Genomic DNA, 630 nt, shown 5'->3' with positions numbered 1-630 from the left:
CAATGATGTAACCCGCAATGTCTATGCCAAGCGCATGTTCATGAGCGCACATGGGCTGGCGCCAATCGGGCTGATGGAGGGCGATCCGCTGCTGGCGCAGGCAGAACAAAAGCTGATCGGTCAGGCCGATGAGCTGATCGTTCTGGTCGACAGTTCTAAATTCTCCAAGCGCTCTTCTTTGGTGCTGTGCCCGCTTCGTCGGATCGACACGGTGATCACCGACGAAGGCATCTCAGATAAGGCCGCCGCCATGCTCGAGGCCGCGGACGTCACCTTGATCGTAGCCCCAACAGGGGCGGCGCAAGCAGAAGAAGCGGTGTGCTAAACCCGGTTGCATTGTCAGTTTAGAAAGAAAAATAGGCGTGTTGTGAAAAAGATTCTAACGAAGCTTTCAACGGCCACAGCTTTGATGGGCATCGCAGCTGACGCAAAAACCACCCGCATCGCGCTGGTGGTCAAGGCGCTTAGTATCAGTTTCTTCGCGGCCGCAAACAAGAGCGCGGAAGAGGCGGCAAAAGGACTGGACGATTTAAGGATCATCTAAACCAGTCCAACCAGCACCACCGCCGAAGGCCAGATCAAAGTGATCAAAAGCCTGATCGCACAGGGCCTTGATGCAATCGCGATTTC

General features: G+C 55.1%; 1 protein-coding gene and 1 pseudogene. Both read left to right on the top strand.

Annotated features, from left to right (window positions below; all coding sequences use genetic code 11):
• Nucleotides 1-325, top strand: a pseudogene (locus V7Q10_RS15205) (DeoR/GlpR transcriptional regulator); the annotation flags it as partial.
• Between the two features lie 42 nt (nucleotides 326-367).
• Nucleotides 368-544, top strand: a complete 177-nt coding sequence (locus V7Q10_RS15200; protein ID WP_333869985.1) for a hypothetical protein — start codon at nucleotides 368-370, stop codon at nucleotides 542-544.
• Nucleotides 545-630 lie beyond the last annotated feature (86 nt).

It is taken from the genome of Cypionkella sp. (assembly GCF_036782355.1).
Taxonomy (GTDB): Bacteria; Pseudomonadota; Alphaproteobacteria; order Rhodobacterales; family Rhodobacteraceae; genus Cypionkella.
This window is presented reverse-complemented; position numbering and strand designations above follow the sequence as displayed.